18 protein-coding genes and 1 pseudogene are annotated in these 17,786 nt (G+C 62.3%); 17 read left to right on the top strand and 2 right to left on the bottom strand.

Annotated features, from left to right (window positions below):
- Positions 1-81 precede the first annotated feature (81 nt).
- The 8 genes from APH44_RS02220 (at position 82) to rpoS (ending at position 7,241) form a co-directional block, all read left to right on the top strand.
- A complete protein-coding gene (locus APH44_RS02220) occupies positions 82-1,194 on the top strand; it encodes an S-(hydroxymethyl)glutathione dehydrogenase/class III alcohol dehydrogenase (protein ID WP_009686067.1) in 1,113 nt (370 codons plus the stop codon).
- Between the two features lie 8 nt (positions 1,195-1,202).
- On the top strand, positions 1,203-2,057 hold the full coding sequence (gene fghA / locus APH44_RS02215; RefSeq protein ID WP_054891058.1) for an S-formylglutathione hydrolase: 855 nt from the start codon (positions 1,203-1,205) through the stop codon (positions 2,055-2,057).
- A gap of 72 nt (positions 2,058-2,129) precedes the next feature.
- Complete coding sequence (gene ispF, locus APH44_RS02210; protein WP_054891057.1) at positions 2,130-2,603, top strand: 2-C-methyl-D-erythritol 2,4-cyclodiphosphate synthase; 474 nt, start codon at positions 2,130-2,132, stop codon at positions 2,601-2,603.
- On the top strand, positions 2,600-3,658 hold the full coding sequence (truD, locus tag APH44_RS02205; protein ID WP_054891056.1) for a tRNA pseudouridine(13) synthase TruD: 1,059 nt from the start codon (positions 2,600-2,602) through the stop codon (positions 3,656-3,658). Before ispF ends, truD begins: the two co-directional genes overlap by 4 nt.
- On the top strand, positions 3,646-4,395 hold the full coding sequence (gene surE / locus APH44_RS02200) for a 5'/3'-nucleotidase SurE (protein ID WP_054891055.1): 750 nt from the start codon (positions 3,646-3,648) through the stop codon (positions 4,393-4,395). The genes truD and surE overlap by 13 nt, the downstream gene beginning before the upstream one ends.
- Before the next feature lie 41 nt (positions 4,396-4,436).
- A complete protein-coding gene (locus APH44_RS02195) occupies positions 4,437-5,075 on the top strand; it encodes a protein-L-isoaspartate(D-aspartate) O-methyltransferase (protein WP_162714454.1) in 639 nt (212 codons plus the stop codon).
- Between the two features lie 188 nt (positions 5,076-5,263).
- On the top strand, positions 5,264-6,124 hold the full coding sequence (locus tag APH44_RS02190) for a peptidoglycan DD-metalloendopeptidase family protein (protein WP_054891053.1): 861 nt from the start codon (positions 5,264-5,266) through the stop codon (positions 6,122-6,124).
- Between the two features lie 109 nt (positions 6,125-6,233).
- Positions 6,234-7,241 carry an RNA polymerase sigma factor RpoS gene (rpoS, locus tag APH44_RS02185; protein WP_054891052.1) on the top strand — a complete coding sequence of 336 codons (1,008 nt, stop codon included), beginning with the start codon at positions 6,234-6,236 and terminating at the stop codon, positions 7,239-7,241.
- A gap of 502 nt (positions 7,242-7,743) precedes the next feature.
- On the opposite strand, the gene fdxA is transcribed toward rpoS, so the two are convergent.
- Both fdxA and mutS read right to left on the bottom strand, forming a co-directional pair.
- Positions 7,744-8,067: a ferredoxin FdxA gene (fdxA, locus tag APH44_RS02180; RefSeq protein ID WP_054891051.1), complete on the bottom strand. Its 324-nt coding sequence runs from the start codon at positions 8,065-8,067 to the stop codon at positions 7,744-7,746.
- 136 nt (positions 8,068-8,203) lie between these two features.
- Positions 8,204-10,774, bottom strand: coding sequence for a DNA mismatch repair protein MutS (mutS, locus tag APH44_RS02175; protein WP_054891050.1), 2,571 nt, complete (start codon positions 10,772-10,774; stop codon positions 8,204-8,206).
- 147 nt (positions 10,775-10,921) lie between these two features.
- Between mutS and APH44_RS02170 the strand changes: the two genes are divergently transcribed.
- The 9 genes and pseudogenes from APH44_RS02170 to APH44_RS30005 all read left to right on the top strand — a co-directional run.
- Complete coding sequence (locus tag APH44_RS02170) at positions 10,922-11,362, top strand: hypothetical protein (protein ID WP_153773116.1); 441 nt, start codon at positions 10,922-10,924, stop codon at positions 11,360-11,362.
- Between the two features lie 64 nt (positions 11,363-11,426).
- Entirely contained in the window at positions 11,427-12,161 is a 735-nt protein-coding gene (locus tag APH44_RS02165; RefSeq protein ID WP_054891094.1) for an XRE family transcriptional regulator, read from the top strand.
- Positions 12,162-12,701: 540 nt separating this feature from the next.
- Positions 12,702-13,025, top strand: coding sequence for a phage holin family protein (locus tag APH44_RS02160; RefSeq protein ID WP_054891048.1), 324 nt, complete (start codon positions 12,702-12,704; stop codon positions 13,023-13,025).
- Positions 13,026-13,036: 11 nt separating this feature from the next.
- Positions 13,037-13,534, top strand: a complete 498-nt coding sequence (locus tag APH44_RS02155) for a hypothetical protein (protein ID WP_054891047.1) — start codon at positions 13,037-13,039, stop codon at positions 13,532-13,534.
- Positions 13,531-14,091, top strand: coding sequence for a phage baseplate assembly protein V (locus APH44_RS02150; protein WP_054891046.1), 561 nt, complete (start codon positions 13,531-13,533; stop codon positions 14,089-14,091). The genes APH44_RS02155 and APH44_RS02150 overlap by 4 nt, the downstream gene beginning before the upstream one ends.
- An 87-nt stretch (positions 14,092-14,178) precedes the next feature.
- Positions 14,179-14,505, top strand: coding sequence for a GPW/gp25 family protein (locus APH44_RS02145; protein WP_054891045.1), 327 nt, complete (start codon positions 14,179-14,181; stop codon positions 14,503-14,505).
- Positions 14,502-15,383 (top strand): baseplate J/gp47 family protein, encoded by an 882-nt coding sequence (locus APH44_RS02140; RefSeq protein ID WP_054891044.1) that lies wholly within the window; start codon positions 14,502-14,504, stop codon positions 15,381-15,383. The genes APH44_RS02145 and APH44_RS02140 overlap by 4 nt, the downstream gene beginning before the upstream one ends.
- A gap of 1 nt (position 15,384) precedes the next feature.
- Positions 15,385-15,993 carry a phage tail protein I gene (locus APH44_RS02135; RefSeq protein WP_054891043.1) on the top strand — a complete coding sequence of 203 codons (609 nt, stop codon included), beginning with the start codon at positions 15,385-15,387 and terminating at the stop codon, positions 15,991-15,993.
- Positions 15,986-16,739, top strand: a pseudogene (locus APH44_RS30005) (phage tail protein); the annotation flags it as partial. The gene APH44_RS02135 and the pseudogene APH44_RS30005, both read left to right, overlap by 8 nt.
- Positions 16,740-17,786: the final 1,047 nt, after the last annotated feature.

Raw genomic sequence — 17,786 nt, 5'->3', positions numbered from 1 at the left:
TTTTGCATTTGCCCGGATTATTCATCAAAAAAGCATGAATTACACTGGTGACCTGAACCGATACCTAGCTTGGAGCCCTTCATGATCAAGTCCCGCGCCGCTGTTGCCTTCGAGGCCAAGAAACCCCTGGAAATCGTCGAAGTGGACGTGGCCATGCCCAAGGCGGGCGAGGTGCTGCTGCGCGTGGTCGCCAGCGGTGTCTGCCATACCGATGCCTACACACTCTCCGGCGCGGACCCGGAAGGTATCTTCCCGTCGATCCTCGGCCACGAGGGCGGGGCAATCGTCGAAGCGGTGGGTGAGGGTGTCACGTCGCTGGCCGTTGGTGACCACGTAATCCCGCTGTACACCCCGGAATGTGGCAAGTGCAAATTCTGCCTGTCGGGCAAGACCAACCTGTGCCAGGCCATCCGCGCCACCCAGGGCAAGGGCCTGATGCCTGATGGCACCACACGCTTCAGCTACAAAGGGCAGCAGTTGTTCCACTACATGGGCACCTCGACCTTCTCCGAGTACACCGTTCTGCCGGAGATCTCCGTGGCCAAGATCCAGAAGGAAGCGCCGCTGGAGAAGGTCTGCCTGCTCGGTTGTGGCGTGACCACCGGTATCGGTGCGGTACTCAACACCGCCAAGGTCAAGCCGGGTGACACCGTGGCCATTTTCGGCCTGGGCGGCATTGGTCTGTCGGCGGTGATCGGTGCGGTGAAGGCCAAGGCCTCGCGCATCATCGCCATCGACATCAACCCGGCCAAGTTCGAGATCGCCCGCCAGCTGGGCGCTACCGACTGCATCAATCCGAAGGACTACGATCGTCCGATCCAGGAAGTGATCGTCGATCTCACCGATGGCGGTGTGGACTTTTCCTTCGAATGCATCGGCAATGTCCAACTGATGCGTGCGGCGCTCGAGTGCTGCCACAAGGGCTGGGGCGAGTCGGTGATCATCGGTGTGGCCGGCGCCGGCCAGGAAATCGCCACCCGTCCATTCCAGTTGGTTACCGGCCGGGTATGGCGTGGTTCGGCATTCGGCGGCGTGCGTGGCCGCAGCGAGCTGCCAAGCTACGTGGAAATGTCCGAGAAGGGCGAGATTCCGCTGGACACCTTCATCACCCACACCATGGGTCTGGAGGACATCAACAAGGCCTTCGACCTGATGCATGAAGGCAAAAGCATCCGCAGCGTGATCCACTTCTGAGGTCAGCCATGAGCCTGGACAACATCTCCTGCCAGAAGAGCTTCGGCGGCTGGCACAAGCGCTACAAGCATCACTCCAAGGTGCTGGGCTGCGACATGGTGTTCGCCGTCTACCTGCCACCGCAGGCCGAGCAGGGCGAGAAACTGCCGGTGCTGTACTGGCTCAGTGGCCTTACCTGCACCGACGAGAATTTCATGCAGAAGGCCGGCGCCCAGCGCCTGGCCGCCGAGCTAGGCCTGATCATCGTTGCACCCGACACCAGCCCGCGTGGCGAGCAGGTGCCCGGCGATCCGGAGGGGGCCTGGGATTTCGGGCTCGGCGCCGGCTTCTACCTCAATGCCACCCAGCAGCCCTGGGCCCAGCATTACCGCATGCACGATTACGTGGTCCAGGAGCTGCCGGCGTTGATCGAGGCGCATTTCCCTGCGTCCGATCAGCGCAGTATCAGTGGTCATTCGATGGGCGGGCATGGGGCGCTGGTATGTGCCCTGCGCAACCCGGGGCGCTACCGATCGGTGTCGGCGTTCTCGCCGATCAGCAACCCGATGGATTGCCCGTGGGGCGAGAAAGCCTTCTCGCGCTACCTGGGTCATGACCGCGCGCGCTGGCGTGAATGGGATGCCAGCGTGCTGCTGGCCGAAACCCCGGCTGGCCAGTGCTCACCGCTGTTGGTCGACCAGGGCGATCGCGATGATTTCCTCGACAAGCAGCTCAAGCCAGCAGCGTTGGAGCAGGCGGCGCGCAAAGGAGGGCATGAACTGACCCTGAGGCTGCAGCCCGGGTATGACCATAGCTACTACTTCATCGCCAGCTTCATCGATGAGCACCTGCGTCATCACGCCGTCGCACTGGGGCGGGTGTAGTGATGCAGCAGCGGCCCCAATAGCGGCCAAAGCAGGTAGAATCACGCCCTGACTCAATCAGGGCGTTTTTCTATGCGTATTGGCCACGGCTACGATGTGCACCGTTTTGCTGACGGTGATTTCATTACCTTGGGCGGGGTGCGTATTCCCCACAAATACGGCCTGCTGGCCCATTCCGATGGTGATGTGCTGCTGCACGCCCTGAGCGATGCCTTGCTTGGCGCTGCAGCGCTGGGTGACATCGGCAAGCATTTTCCTGACACCGACCCACAGTTCAAGGGTGCTGACAGCCGCGTGCTGCTGCGTCATGTGGTGGCCGTCGTGCAGGCTAAGGGCTGGAAGGTGGGCAACGTCGACGCCACCATCGTCGCCCAGGCGCCGAAGATGGCGCCGCACATCGACACCATGCGCCGCTTCATCGCCGAGGACCTGCAGGTCGAGCTCGACCAGGTCAACGTCAAGGCGACCACCGAGGAAAAGCTCGGCTTCACTGGCCGTGAGGAGGGCATCGCCGTGCATGCGGTCGCCCTGTTGCTGCCAGCATGACCGAACTGGAACTGCTGGGCCCGCGCGCCAGCGGCGAGGCCCTTGGCCGCGCCGTGCTCAAGGCGGTCGCCGATGATTTTCAGGTCGATGAAGTGCTCGACATCCCACTGTCCGGTCAAGGCGAGCACCTGTGGCTGTGGGTCGAGAAGCGCGACCTGAACACCGAGGAAGCGGCCCGACGCCTGGCGCGCGCGGCCGGTGTGCCGGTTCGTGCCATCAGTTATGCCGGCCTGAAGGACCGTCAGGCGTTGACCCGGCAGTGGTTCAGTCTGCATCTGCCGGGCAAGGCCGATCCTGACCTGTCCCGTGCCGAAGACGACAGCCTGCGCGTGCTCAAACAGGTGCGTCACCAGCGCAAACTCCAGCGCGGCGCGCACTCGGCCAATGGTTTCACCCTGCGACTGACGGCACTGAGCGCCGATCACCAGGCGCTGGATGCACGTCTGGAACAGCTCAAGGTGCAAGGCGTACCGAACTATTTCGGTACCCAGCGCTTCGGTCATGCCGGCGGAAATGTCCACGATGCACTCGACTGGGCGTCTCGAGAGGCGCTGCCGGAGCAGCGCAATGTGCGTTCGCGGCTGCTGTCTGCGGGACGCAGCTACCTGTTCAATCAGGTTCTGGCGGCGCGAGTGGCGGACGGAAGCTGGAGCCAGGCGCAGGTTGGCGATCTTCTGGCCTTCACGGATAGCCGTAGCTTTTTTCCGGCTGGCGAGCAGGAATGCTCCGATCCTCGGCTGGCAATTCTCGACCTTCATCCCACCGGACCCCTGTGGGGCGCGGGTCTTCCGTCAAGCGCGGGCGGGACCGCGGCGCTGGAAACGGCAGTCGGTGAGCGCCATCCGGCACTCTGCAAATGGCTGGGCAGGGCGGGACTGGATCACGAACGGCGCATCCTGCGGCTCCCTATTGGGCGGCTGACGTGGCATTATCCCGAGCCTGATATCCTGCAACTGGAATTCGTCCTTCCGGCCGGATGCTTCGCCACCGTGGTGGTGCGCGAACTTGTGGATCTGGTGCCGGCAGGGCAGACGGAAAGCCCATGCGTATTCTGATTTCCAACGACGACGGTGTTACCGCCCCCGGCCTCGCTGCGCTTCACGGTGCGCTGCAGGACTACGCCGAGTGCGTGGTGATCGCCCCGGATCAAGACAAAAGCGGCGCCAGCAGTTCGCTGACGCTCGACCGGCCACTGCACCCACAGGTGTTGGCCAACGGTTTCATCAGCCTCAACGGCACGCCTACAGATTGCGTGCACCTGGGGCTCAATGGCCTGTTGCCGGAAACGCCAGACATGGTCGTCTCCGGTATCAACCTGGGCGCCAACTTGGGCGACGACGTGCTGTACTCCGGCACGGTCGCCGCTGCATTGGAGGGCCGCTTTCTCGGCGGCACTTCGCTGGCGTTCTCGTTGCTGTCGCGCCTGCCGGACAACCTGCCCACCGCCGCCCATATCGCCCGGCGCCTGGTCGAGGCGCAGTCGCGCCTGGAACTGCCGGCGCGTACCGTGCTCAACGTCAACATCCCCAACCTGCCGCTGGAGCATATCCGCGGGATACGCCTCACCCGTCTGGGGCATCGGGCACGTGCGGCCGCACCGACCAAGGTCGTCAATCCGCGTGGCAAGGAAGGGTACTGGATCGCCGTGGCCGGTGACGCCGAGGACGGCGGCCCGGGCACTGACTTCCATGCAGTGATGCAAGGCTACGTATCGATCACGCCGCTGCAACTGGATCGCACCTTCAACGATGCCTTCGAGCGCCTCGACGGCTGGCTGGAGGGGCTGCTTTGATGCGCGAACAGGATGATCTGCAGCGCCGTGGCGGCATTGGCATGACCTCCCAGCGTACCCGGGAGCGCCTGATCCAACGCTTGTATGAAGAGGGCGTGTCGAACACCAAGGTGCTCGAGACCATTCGCCGCACCCCTCGCCACCTGTTCGTCGATGAAGCCTTGGCCCATCGGGCATATGAAGATACTGCGCTGCCGATCGGCCATAACCAGACGATTTCCCAGCCATTCATGGTTGCGCACATGAGCGAACTGCTGCTGGAGGCCGGCCCGCTGGACAAGGTGCTGGAGATCGGCACCGGTTCTGGTTACCAGACGGCCATCCTGGCGCAGCTGGTCGAGCGTGTGTTTTCGGTCGAGCGGATCAAGGTGCTGCAGGATCGTGCCAAGGAGCGTCTGGTCGAGCTCAACCTGCGTAACGTGGTGTTTCGTTGGGGCGACGGTTGCGAAGGCTGGCCGGCGCTGGCGCCTTACAACGCCATCATCGTCACCGCGGTGGCGCCGGAAGTCCCCCAGGCCTTGCTCGATCAGTTGGCACCCGGCGGACGCATGGTGATTCCGGTAGGGGCGGCGGGCGAAGCACAGCAACTGTTGCTGATCGTTCGTGAGGAACAGGGCTTCTCGCGCCGGGTACTGGGCGCCGTACGCTTCGTGCCGCTGCTCAACGGACCACTGGCCTGACGGCCGACGGAATATCTGCGGTTGTAACGAATTCTTGCGCCGCGGGCTTGTCTATCTGGCGGGGTGAGGCAAACCCCGCCAGAATGACAGCGCCCGTACGGGCCACCCAAGCGGGTCGGGCTCGGTTATAATTGAAACAATATTGCATATCGTCATATCCAGTTTTCGGCACCATGAGGGGAGCGCGGGTGGGTCACACAATCATTCGGCAGCGCAAGGATCGGTCGGTTTTCAAGCTTCTGGTGATTGCGCTGGCCATGGGAACCTTGCTGGCGGGATGCTCCAGCACCGGCTCCAGTGGCGCTCGGGTGGTCGATCGCAACAACGCGGCACCCAAGCGTCCGACCGTGACCTCGGGGCAGTATGTGGTCAAACCTGGCGATACCCTGTTCTCCATCGCCTTCCGCTACGGCTGGGACTACAAGGAGCTGGCCGCGCGCAATGGCATCTCGGCGCCCTACACCATCCGTCCTGGCCAGCCGATTCGTTTCAGCAGCGGCGCTGTAGGCTCCACCACCGTCGTATCGTCCGGTCCCTCGTCGTCGAGCAGGACCACGGTCATTCGCCGTCCGGTTGGTACGCAGACCCCGCCAGTAACAAATAGCGACAAGCCGGCAACCGCTTCCCCTGCCACGACCGCTCCGACCGTCACCCAGGTGCCGGCCGCAGAGCGTGCGGTGGGGGGCTGGACTTGGCCGGCGAACGGCGTGCTGATTGGAAAATTCGCTTCAAACGGTAGTTTGAATAAAGGCATTGATATCGCCGGAGATTTGGGACAGCCTGTTTTTGCTGCATCTGATGGTGCGGTGGTTTACGCCGGGAGTGGCTTGCGGGGCTACGGCGAACTCATCATCATCAAGCACAATGATACCTACGTCAGTGCCTACGGCCACAACCGCAGGCTCATGGTTCGGGAGGGGCAGCAGGTCAAGGCAGGGCAGACGATCGCAGAAATGGGGTCTACGGGCACTGATCGGGTGAAGCTGCATTTCGAGATTCGCCGCCAGGGCAAACCCGTCGATCCACTCCAGTTCCTGCCACGCCGTTGATTGTTGCACCAGCCTGTTCCTGAAGACGTAAAGGGGACAGGCTTTAGCGCTGCCAGGGAATCAGGCGACGCTAGAGTCTGAGGTTCGAACTCAGCAAAGGACTATAACAATGGCTCTCAGCAAAGAAGTGCCGGAGTTTGACATCGACGATGACCTCCTCCTGATGGAGACAGGTATCGTTTTGGAAACGGATGTGGTGTCAGACGAACCTGCTGTACCTTCGGTTCGGACCAGGGCCAAAACGGGCTCATCGCTCAAGCAGCACAAGTACATCGATTACAGCCGTGCGCTCGACGCCACGCAGCTGTACCTCAACGAAATCGGTTTCTCGCCATTGCTCTCCCCGGAAGAGGAAGTGCACTTCGCGCGCCTGTCGCAGAAGGGCGACCCGGCCGGCCGCAAACGCATGATCGAAAGCAACCTGCGTTTGGTCGTTAAGATTGCCCGCCGCTACGTCAATCGTGGCCTGTCGCTGCTCGACTTGATCGAGGAGGGCAACCTGGGGTTGATCCGCGCCGTGGAGAAGTTCGATCCGGAGCGGGGCTTCCGTTTCTCGACCTACGCGACCTGGTGGATCCGCCAGACCATCGAACGGGCGATCATGAACCAGACCCGCACCATTCGCCTGCCGATCCACGTGGTCAAGGAGCTCAACGTCTACCTGCGCGCTGCGCGCGAGCTCACCCAGAAGCTCGACCATGAGCCGTCCCCCGAAGAAATTGCCGGGCTGCTGGAGAAACCAGTGGCTGAGGTCAAGCGCATGCTTGGGCTCAACGAGCGTGTCTCCTCGGTCGACGTGTCCTTGGGCCCGGATTCGGACAAGACGCTGCTCGACACCCTTACGGATGACCGCCCCACCGATCCGTGTGAATTGCTGCAGGATGACGACCTGTCGCAGAGCATCGACCAATGGTTGGGCGAGCTGACCGACAAGCAGCGGGAGGTGGTGATTCGCCGCTTCGGCCTGCGTGGACATGAGAGCAGTACGCTCGAGGATGTTGGCCTTGAGATTGGCCTCACCCGTGAGCGTGTACGGCAGATCCAGGTGGAGGGGCTCAAGCGTCTGCGTGAGATCCTGGAAAAGAACGGCCTGTCCAGCGAGTCGCTGTTCCAATAAGCTGCTGCGCGCAAACAGAATGCCCCGATGACCTCGGGGCATTTTTTTGCCTGGGAAATTGTTCAACCTGCTAGCGCTGTTGCTTGGCGTGTAAGAGATCGCTTACTTGTGGTGTAAGCCTTCGCTACCACCAAGAGTAAACAATTGCCTTTTTCAGCAACGATATTTTCTTAACTCTCTGAAAATCATGGATTTTTTTGATATTTGCAAATGTGTCAGCTGTAGCATCTTGTGAGGTGCGCGGGTTGCTCGCGCTGGGGAAATCGCTAGTATCTGAAGTGTGCCGACGGACTGGCACAGGCTTTCAAGGATGATCGCCAAGGACATCGCAGGATGCGATTCATCAGGATGATGAATGGGACAAGCAGGGACTACGGAAAAAATGTGGGCGGGTCAAACCGCCCCTTTTTTTGCCTGCGATTTCTCCTCGCTCGGGCTTGCATGAGCTCGAATGCCAGGCACAAAAAAGGCCCTTGCGGGCCTTTTTTTGTCACTGCAGCGATCAGCGCTCCAGATCAGCGATCTTGCCTGGCTTGCCATCCCATTCTTCAGCGTCCGGCAGGGGATCCTTACGCTCGGTGATGTTCGGCCATATCTCAGCCAGCTCGGCGTTGAGCTCGAGGAAGTTCTCCATCCCCGCAGGCACTTCGTCCTCCGAGAAAATGGCCTGAGCCGGGCACTCGGGCTCGCACAGCGCACAGTCGATGCACTCGTCCGGGTGAATGACCAGGAAATTCGGGCCTTCGTAGAAGCAGTCCACCGGACAGACTTCCACGCAGTCGGTGTACTTGCATTTGATGCAGTTGTCGGTGACGACGAAGGTCATTTCTAATTTTCTCCTCAGGCGACGGCAGCGTGCCCTTCCTTCCAGGGCAGCGCGGTTCACGTTGGCTGCAGGCCAGGCTAATAACCTGCAGCTCCGGCAAACCGCGGCGGATTCTACCAGCTTGCGCGGCTGGCCGTTATAACAGGTTTTTCAGTTGATATAGCATTTCGATAGCTTGGCGAGGCGTCATGTCGTCCAGTGCCAGCTTGCCCAGCTTCTCGATGACCGGGTGGGGCAGGCTGGCGAACAGGTCGCTCTGGTGCGGCACGTGCGGTTCGCCCTTGGCTTTGGTCACCGGCGCCTCGTGGGGCAGGCTGGCGGTTTCCAGGCGGCCCAGGTGTTCGCGAGCGCGCAGGATGACTTGCGACGGCACGCCCGCCAGTTGCGCCACTGCCAGGCCATAGCTCTGGCTGGCGGGGCCTGGCAGCACATGGTGCAGGAACACGATACGCTCGTTGTGCTCGGTGGCGTTCAGGTGCACGTTGGCCACCAGCGGCTCGCTGTCCGGCAGTACGGTCAGTTCGAAGTAGTGGGTGGCGAACAGGGTGTAGGCGCGCAACTGCGCCAGACGTTCGGCGGCGGCCCAGGCCAGCGACAGGCCGTCGAAGGTACTGGTGCCGCGGCCGACCTCGTCCATCAGTACCAGGCTGCGGTCGGTGGCATTGTGCAGGATGTTGGCGGTCTCGCTCATCTCTACCATGAAGGTCGAGCGGCCGCCGGCCAGGTCGTCGCTGGAACCGATGCGGGTGAAGATGCGGTCCACCAGCGACAGCTCGCAGCGCGCTGCCGGCACGAAGCTGCCGATATGCGCCATCAGCACGATCAATGCAGTCTGGCGCATGTAGGTGGATTTACCGCCCATGTTCGGGCCGGTGATGATCAGCATGCGGGTGTTGTTGTCCAGGCCCAGGTCGTTGGCCACGAACGGCGTGGTCAGTACCTGCTCGACCACTGGATGACGCCCCTGCTCGATGCGCAGGCACGGCTCGTCGACGAAGCTCGGGCAGTTCAGGTCCAGGGTCAGTGCGCGCTCGGCGAGGTTGCTCAGCACGTCCAGCTCGGCCAGCGCCGCAGCGCTGTCCTGCAACGGCGCGAGGTGGCTGATCAAGGTCTCGAGCAGTGCATCGTAGAGCATCTTCTCGCGGGCCAGGGCGCGGCTCTTGGCCGACAACGCCTTGTCTTCGAACGCCTTGAGTTCAGGCGTGATGAAGCGCTCGGCGCCCTTGAGCGTCTGGCGGCGGATATAGTCGCCCGGCGCTTGTTCGGCTTGTTTGGTGGGCAGCTCGATGAAATAGCCATGCACACGGTTGTAGCCGACCTTGAGATTGGCAAGCCCGGTGCGGGCTTTCTCACGGGCTTCGAGGTCGATCAGGAACTGACCGGCGTTCTCGCTCATGGCCAGCAGTTCGTCGAGTTCGCTGTCGTAGCCGGTCTTGAGCACGCCGCCGTCGCGGATCACCGCAGGCGGGTTGTCGATGATTGCCCGCTCCAGCAGGCTGGCCAGCTCCGGGTAGGTGCCAGTGATCGCCGCCAGGCGGGCCAGGTGGGGGGCTTCGAGCTCGGCCATGGCGTTCTGCAGTTCGGGCAGGGCGCCAAGGGCATCGCGCAGGCGTGCCAGATCACGTGGGCGGGCGTTGCGCAGGCCGATACGGGCGAGAATCCGCTCGATATCACCGATTTCCTTGAGTTGCGGCTGCAGCTTCTCGAAACGGTAGCCGTCGAGGAAGCAGCGGATCGAATCCTGGCGTGCCTGCAGGACTTTCAGGTCGCGCAGCGGGCGGTTCAGCCAGCGGCTCAGCAGGCGGCTGGCCATGGCCGTCTGGCAGCGGTCGATGACCGACTGCAGCGTGTTGTCGCGGCCACCTGCCAGGTTGATGTCCAGCTCGAGGTTGCGGCGGCTGGCGCCGTCGAGAATCACCGTGTCATCCATGCGCTCATGGCGCAGGCTGCGCAGGTGCGGCAGGCTGGTGCGCTGGGTTTCCTTGGCGTAGGTCAGCAGGCAGCCGGCGGCGCCGATGGCCAGGGTCAGCTTGTCGCAGCCGAAGCCCTTGAGGTCCTGGGTTGCGAACTGCTGGCACAGACTCTTGCGCGCCGAGTCACGATCGAAGTCCCACGGAGCCCGACGCCGCGCTCCCGGGCGTTTCTCTGCCGGAAGGCCCTGGGGCCAGTCGTCGGGAATCAGCAGCTCCACCGGGTTGATACGCTCGAGTTCGGCGAGCAGGTTTTCCCAGCCCTTGATCTCCTGCACGGTGAAGCTGCCGCTGGTGATGTCCAGTACCGCGAGGCCAAACAGGCGTTCGTCACCCAGCAGGGCGGCGATCAGGTTGTCGCGGCGCTCGTCGAGCAGCGCCTCGTCGCTGACCGTACCCGGCGTGATGATACGCACCACCTGGCGCTCAACCGGGCCCTTGCTGGTGGCCGGGTCGCCGATCTGCTCGCAGATCACCACCGATTCGCCGAGCTTGACCAGCTTGGCCAGGTAGCCTTCCAGCGAGTGGAACGGAATCCCGCACATGGGGATCGACTGGCCCGCCGACTGACCGCGTGCGGTCAGGGTGATGTCCAGCAGTTTCGCGGCTTTCTTCGCATCTTCGTAGAAGATTTCGTAGAAGTCGCCCATGCGGTAGAACATCAGCTGGTCTGGATGCTGGTTCTTCAGCTTCCAGTACTGTTGCATCATCGGGGTGTGTGCGGAGAGATCAGACATTCAGGGCCTTGAAACAGGTGGTCTGGTGGCAATTTCGAAACCCGCAATAGTACAGGCTTTTTTCGCCTGCTGCAGGACACAAAGGGCAGGGCACCGCTATGATTTATCGATTTTCCGGACAGGCCCGAATACAGCGCGAGGAATTCCATGCCAAGGGTGGCGTTTTATCTGATGGTCGCAGGCTTGAGCCTGCCGTTGCCGGTCATGGCGGCTGCACAGTGCCCTTTCCCGCAGGGTATGCAGGCGTCGATAGAGGCTTCGCGGCATGTCGTCCAGGCACGGGCTGACGGGACACCGCGGGAGCAGTTGCTGCAGGGGATACCGGCCAAGCTGGACGAGCCGACCCGCCAGTTGCTGCGCGAGATCGTGAGCGAAGTCTATGACAATGAGCCGGTGCAGGCCGATGTGTATGCGGCCTATCGCTTCGAGCATTGTTTCCTGTCTCAGCAGCATGCCGAGACTGTCGCTGCAATCAAGTTCAGCGACGCATTGCCGTTGCTGCGCAAGTGCGAGCAGATCGAACCCCAGGGCGCGCGTCCGCCTTGCGCGATGCGGGCGGTGCATGCGGTGACGGGGATCCCAGAATGATCGCGTGTTCAGGGCGCGCGGTATGCATTTGCATTTCCCATCGATCTGCAGCAATATGCATTTTATGCAAAAGCGCAACGTAGCCACTGTACTCAGAGAACTGCTCGATCGCCACGGCCTGTCCCCGACGGAGCTGCACCGGCGCACGGGCGTACCGCAATCCACCCTGTCTCGGATTCTCAGCGAGAAAATTGTCGATCCGTCAGACAAGCATGTCTCCAGGATCGCCGATTACTTCGGCGTGAGCACCGATCAGTTGCGTGGCCGCATAGAGCTGGGTGAGTCCCGCGAGGCGCAGCCCATGCATGGTCATGTGGACCTGAGCGACATCAGCCTGTGGGACGATGAAACCCCCGTCGAGGATGACGAGGTGTCCGTTCCATTTCTTCGAGAGGTCGAATTGGCAGCAGGATCAGGAAGATTCGTCATCGAGGAAAGCGAGCGCGCGCGCCTGCGTTTCGGCAAGCGCAGCCTGCGCCACAATGGTGTGCAGTTCGACCAGGCCAAGTGCGTCACGGTGCGCGGCAACAGCATGCTGCCGGTGCTGCGCGATGGTGCGACGGTCGGCGTCAACACCGGCAAATGTGCCATTGGCGACATCATCGATGGCGATCTCTACGCTATCAACCACAATGGCCAGCTGCGGGTGAAGCAGGTCTATCGCCTGCCCACCGGCATACGCCTGCGCAGCTTCAACCGCGATGAACACCCCGACGAAGACTACAGTTTCCAGCAGATGCAGGAAGAGCAGATCAGCCTGCTCGGGCATGTCTTCTGGTGGGGCATGTACGCACGCTGACCCGCAAATCCGCTGTATAAAAACCCGCTTCGGCGGGTTTTTTCATGCATACGAAATATCCCCGCCTCCTGCCTTTCATCCCCGTCGCCACAAACCCTACCCGGCCTACAAAATTTTTAGGCTCTCTGAAAAGCCCTACAAGCCATACCCGACAAGGCCTTCATGCATTTAAGCAACTCCTCATGCATAAATATTTTCAAAAATGCATTGACTGCATATGCATCAGTGCATAGCCTGTATCTCAAGCCGGACAGCAACCGGTTGTTACACAGGCAGCGATGAACAGGCCTTGACTGTTCAGAGGGTTGGCAACTGGCCCGGGTGTGCAGCGTAAAGCACCACGATCAGTTATCCGGCGGGCAGGTGGCCGCGGTCGGAGTCACCAATTTGAAGCGGAACCGGTCGGTGTCACCAGATGTGACCGGCGGTTCGACAACGCATTACTGAAGGGCCTGCACGGACGGGCCTTTTGGAATGCCGCGTTATACGGCAAGGGATCCACCGGCACTCGCCGGTGGCCATGACACAGGAGACAGGACAGTGACGAACGAGCAACAGGCGTTGCTGGAGATGCCGCTCTGGCTGGTGATCGTCCTGGCATTGCTGGGAGGGCTTTCCGGCGAGATGTGGCGGGCCGACAAGGCCGGTGCCCGAGGCTGGTCGCTGCTGCGGCGGCTGGCGCTGCGCTCGGGGGCTTGCATGGTCTGCGGGGTGTCGACGGTGATGCTGCTGTATGCCAGTGGCATGTCGATCTGGAGCGCCAGCGCCTTCGGGTGCCTGACCGCGATGGCGGGGGCCGATGTGGCCATCGGCCTCTACGAACGCTGGGCAGCCAGGCGCCTTGGTTTGAAGGACGAACGATAGGAGTGCGGCACATGAGCGAACTGGCCACCTTGCATGCGGCCTTGACCGCAACGATTCGAGAGGCGATTCCGGAGCTGGCATCGGTCGATGCCTATACGGAAGTAGGACATGCCCCGGCATTGCCTGCGTTGCGCCATGGCATCGTGCGCATGACTGCCGATGCTGCGCCCAGGGATGGACGCTCGGTGCTGGTCACCACCTTCGAGGCGGACATCACCCCCGATGCCGCCAACCCCGAGGCACGCCTGCAGGGCAGCGTGCTGGCCGCGCAACTGATGGACCTGTTGCGCCAGCAGCTATGGGGGCTCGACTTCGTCGAGCCGAGCCGCAATGTACGGGCGTTCTTCGCCGGTGCTGGCTGGCGCGTGCGCTGGGATCAGCCGGTGCTGCTGGGCGAACTGCAATGGCACTGGCCCGACCAACCGCCGGGCAGCCTCCGGCTGGGCTTCAGTCCAGACACGGGGCCCGGCAATGAAAGCCAGTACATCGCCCCGGAGGACCTGGCATGAGCTACGTCAGCGCCACGCATGACCGCATGCTCGCCACCCTGGTGATTCCCTGCCGCGTGGTGGCGGTGGATTTGGCCGCTGCCCGGGTCCGGGTGTCCGATGGTGGAGGCTGGACCAGCGCCTGGGTGCGTTGGCATGCCCAGGCGGCGGGCAAGGCTCGGCACTGGCGGGCGCCGAGCCTGGGTGAGCAGGGCGTGTTGCTCAGCCCCAGCGGTGAACCGGCGCAAGGTACTTTTTTTGCCGGGCTGTATGGCGATGCCGGCTTCCCGCCAGACAATCGCGAGCACGCCGAGGTCTGGCGCTTCGATGACGGCGGTTCGCTGACCTACGACTGGCAGGCCCGGCGTTATGACATCGAACTGCCCAGCGGCAACGCACGCATCAAGGTCGGTGCCAGCACTCTGGTGGTCAGTGACGGCGCGATCACCCTCGAGGCCTCGAGCATCACCCTGACCGGCAAGGTCACGGTCAACGGCCCGCTGACTGTCAGCGGTGACATCAACGGCGGCGGGCGGATCATCGATACCGCCGGCAACACGCCCAACCACAAACACTGAACCCAGCCCGCCATCGCGGGCTTTTTCATGCCAGGAGAACGCAATGGATACCCATCAACGCGCCCGGGCTTTTCCGGGAGGCGCGCCATGATCGGCCTGGACCGTCGCACCGGCTTGCCACTGGCCGGGATCGCTCACCTGCGCCAGTCCGTCGAGGACATTCTCACCACCCCTCTGGGCAGTCGCCGAATGCGCCCGGACTACGGCAGCCGGTTGCGCCGCTATGTCGACCTGCCGGTCAACGAAGGCTGGAAGAGCGCAGTTCAGGCCGAGGTCGCCCGCGCCCTTGGGCGCTGGGAGCCGCGCTTGCAACTGGAGCGAGTGAAGGTCGTGGCCGTGCTCGACGGCCAGGTCAGCCTGGCCCTGAGCGGTCGTTACCTGGGCGACGACGCCCTGGTGGAGGTGAGCGTATGAGCCAGGTAGACCTGTCAAAACTGCCCGCCCCGCAACTGCTCGAAGACCTTGATTTCGAGGCGCTGTACGAGGCCGACCTTGAAACCTTTCGGGCACATATGGGCGATGGCTGGACGGCACAGCTGGAAAGCGATCCGGTCACCAAGCTGCTCGAAGTCGGCGCCTACCGAAAACTGCTCAACCGGGCACGCATCAATGATGCTGCGAAGGCTTTGCTGCTCGCCTATGCCCAGGGCCGCGATCTTGACCAACTGGCGGCCAACGTTTCGTTGCAGCGCCTGGTGATCCAGGCTGCCGACCCCGCCACCGTTCCACCCACCGAGACGATTCTCGAGTCCGACGACGCCCTGCGCGAACGTGTGCAACTGGTCTATGAAGGCCTGACCACCGCCGGCCCGCGCAACAGTTACATCCTCCACGCCCGCAACGCCTCGGGACGGGTCGCCGACGCGACCGCCGAAAGCCCGTCGCCGGCGGTGGTCGATGTCACGGTACTGAGCATCGATGACGACGGTGTCGCGCCCCAGGCGCTGCTCGACGAAGTCAACGCCTACCTCAACGACGAGGACATCCGCCCCGTTGCCGACCGGGTCAACGTGCGCAGCGCCCAGGTGCTGCCATACCGGATCGACGCCGTGCTGCACATGGCCGACAACGGCCCCGAGTACGAGGCCATCCTCAGCGAGTGCCGGCGTCGTCTGCAGGCCTGGATCAACCCGCGGCGCCGCCTGGGTGTCGAGGTCGCCCGCTCTGGCATCGACGCCCAGTTGCACATCGACGGCGTCAGCCGGGTCGAGTTGATCGACTGGACCGACATCCGCCCGAGCAAGGCCCAGGCTGCCTGGTGCACAGGCTTCGACCTCAAGCGCGGAGGCTGACATGCACAGCCTTCTGCCGCTCAACCGCACCCCGCTGGAGCGGGCCATCGAAACGGCTGGCGACGAAGACCTCAAGGTCACCCTGCGTCAGCTCTACAACCCCGACACCTGCCCCGCGCACCTGCTCTACCAGCTGGCCTGGGCCTGGTCGGTGGATCGCTGGGACGACAGCTGGAGCGACACCGTCAAGCGTTCGGTGATCCGCTCGACATTCTTCGTTCATGCCCACAAGGGCACCCTCGGCGCCCTCAGGCGGGTGGTCGAGCCGTTCGGTTACCTCATCGAGGTGCAGGAGTGGTGGCAGGCCCAGCCTGCCGGGGTGCCGGGGACCTTTGCGCTGAAGATCGGCGTCGAGAACTCGGGCATCAGCGAGCAGACCTACAACGAACTGTCGGCGCTGATCGACGACGCCCGTCCCGTCAGTCGGCATATGACCGGCATGGTGATCAGCCTGGAAAGCAACGGCGCCTTCCACCTCGGCTGCGCGCTCCAGGATGGCGACGAGCTCGACATCTACCCACCGGCACCGCGTGACATCGACGTCGATGGCGTCATCGGGCGCGGCGGCCGAGAACACACAATTGATACCTTGGACATTGCACATGGTTGACCAGACTTCTCAGTTCTACGCCATCCTCACCAATGTGGGCGCGGCGAAGCAGGCCAATGCGGATGCCTTGGGCATTCCGTGGAAAATCACCCAGATGGGCGTTGGCGACGCCAACGGCACCGACCCGACCCCCAACGCCACCCAGACCAGCCTGATCAACGAATGGCGCCGCGCGCCGTTGAACCAGCTCAAGGTGGACGACAAGAACAGCGCGGTGATCGTCGCCGAGCAGGTGATCCCTGCCGACGTAGGCGGACGCTGGATCCGTGAGATCGCGCTGTATGACGCCGACGGCGACTTGGTGGCCGTGGCCAATTGTGCACCGACCTACAAGCCGCTGCTCAGCCAGGGCTCGGGCCGTACTCAGGTGGTGCGGATGAACCTGATCGTCAGCAGCGCGAGCAATGTGCAGTTGAAGATCGACCCGGCCGTGGTGCTGGCGACCCGTGAGTGGGTCACCGAGGAACTGGCCCGGCAGGATTTCAAGCATTCGGTGCTGGTAGCGACTACCGGGCCGATCACCTTGAGTGGCGTGCAGACCATTGATGGTGTGGCGCTGACGGTCGGGGCTCGAGTGCTGGTCAAGAATCAGGCCGCGCCCAAGGACAATGGTTTGTATGTAGTTGCGGGGGGAGTATGGGCGCGTGCTGCCGATGCCAGCATCGATGCCAAGGTAACTCCAGGATTGCTGGTCCTCGTTGAGCGAGGGACGATCAATGGTGATAGTGCGTGGCAGTTGGTCAGTGATGGCCCTCTAAGTCTGGGAGTCTCCGCCCAAGAGTATGAAATGGCTTTTGGTCGCAGTGGCGTATCCATCGGTACTTATCGAAGCGTTACTGTCGACAAGTACGGAAGGGTGATTGCAGCTACCAATCCCACGACAGTGGCAGGCTATGGGCTGACGGACGTCTATACCATCACGCAGATTGACTCGGCACTTGCTCTCAAAGCGCCGCTGGCCGGTCCGGTTTTCACTGGTGATCCGAGAGCGCCTACTCCCGCTACTGCAGATAATGACTCTTCCATCGCCACCACCGCCTTCGTGCGCAATGTGCTGGCGCGCTATGGACTGGGAACCGATACCGCTTTCATCTGGACTGGCAATATCGATCAGATCAGAGAGACCGGTGTTTACACGATCACCAATGGCACCACGGGTACTTTTCCCGTTTTCACGGGGACTGGCGAGCGTCTGCTTGTTGGCATGCTTTTGCACATGGAGCGCGATGGAGAGAAGTCTGCTTTGCAAATATGGGAGACCGTTACCGGCGGAGCGGGGACCAACCCCAGTGGCTTGACATACAAACGCTCACGCTTGGCGACCGGCCAGTGGAGTGATTGGGCACAAATCTGGGATAGCCTGAATACACCGAAGGTCGAGTCGGTCATTGATCGCACCCCGGGTCGCATGGTGCTGTCGGGTACCTATGGCCTGGGCGCAGCCATCATTGGCTCTGATGTGAATCTGGACAATTACACGGTACCGGGCAATTACATGACTCCCTATGTGGGTGTTATCAATCAACCGCCTGGATGGGAAACGCTCTCGCGGCGCTACTCTTTGGTCGTTGATGGCGCTGGTTACAAGAATTACTTGACCCAGACTTTGACTTCAGGCCAGACGGGAGTGGCGGTCGATGCAGTTCTGCAGGCCGTGCGGGTGATGTCGGACGAGGGAAAATGGTCGCCGTGGCGGGTTCATGCACCTACGGATAGTCCGGTGTTTACCGGTAACCCGTCTGCTCCTACGCAGCCGCGATTTACGTCAAATACAGTGCTCGCAACCACTGATT

Origin of the sequence: Pseudomonas sp. NBRC 111143 (assembly GCF_001320965.1) — a bacterium.
Lineage (GTDB): Bacteria > Pseudomonadota > Gammaproteobacteria > Pseudomonadales > Pseudomonadaceae > Aquipseudomonas > Aquipseudomonas machongensis.
Note: the sequence above shows the minus strand (reverse complement) of the source record. Positions and strands in the feature narration are given on the sequence as shown.